Raw genomic sequence first — 755 nt, 5'->3', positions numbered from 1 at the left:
GCCACTCGGCGGACGTAGCCTCGCAACCGATGATTTTACGACTTTAGAAGATGATGACTTTCTAGCATAAGGAGCGTGAGTTAATTATGGAAATTGTTATAGCGGTTTTTATTTCAGTGTTTATAGGAGTATTACTTCTTGATTTCACGGTAAAGAAACTCGTGAGTCTTTACGTTGATATTAAACACATTCTAAATAGGAATTAGAAGATTCCTGAAAAACAGGAATTAGAAGATTCTATAAGTGGGGTGGCAGGTTTTCTGTCACCTCTTTTATAAGCTTGGAGGTGATGTAATTTGAAAAATTTGAGTGTGGATTTGGAAACGTTTTCGAGTGTAAATCTTGGTAAATGTGGTGTTTACAAGTACGCAGAATCGGATGATTTTGAGATACTGCTTTTTGGCTACAGTGTGGACGGTAGTGAAGTTCAGGTCGTTGACTTAGCACAAGGTGAAACCATACCCGAGGTTGTGCTTTCTGCTTTAACGGATGAAACGGTGACCAAGTGGGCGTTTAACGCTCAGTTTGAAAGAGTCTGCCTATCACGCTACCTGCGAGATAAAGGCATCAATGTTAACCCCGGTCAGACAGGAAAAAGTGAAGGCCTGTTTTTAAACCCCTGCTCCTGGCATTGCACAATGATCTGGTCAGCCACCCTGGGACTTCCCATGTCTTTGGAAAACGTGGGAACAGTATTGGGGCTTGATAAGCAGAAACTCACTGAAGGTAAGAATCTTATTAAATACTTCTGCCTA

The 755-nt window shown here is 41.5% G+C and carries 1 pseudogene; it reads left to right on the top strand.

Going from position 1 to position 755, the window contains the following annotated elements:
- Positions 1-296: 296 nt before the first annotated feature.
- Positions 297-755: pseudogene (locus P0108_RS07135) on the top strand (DNA polymerase); the annotation flags it as partial.

This window comes from Gardnerella sp. c10Ua_244 (genome assembly GCF_055818055.1).
Note: the sequence above shows the minus strand (reverse complement) of the source record. Positions and strands in the feature narration are given on the sequence as shown.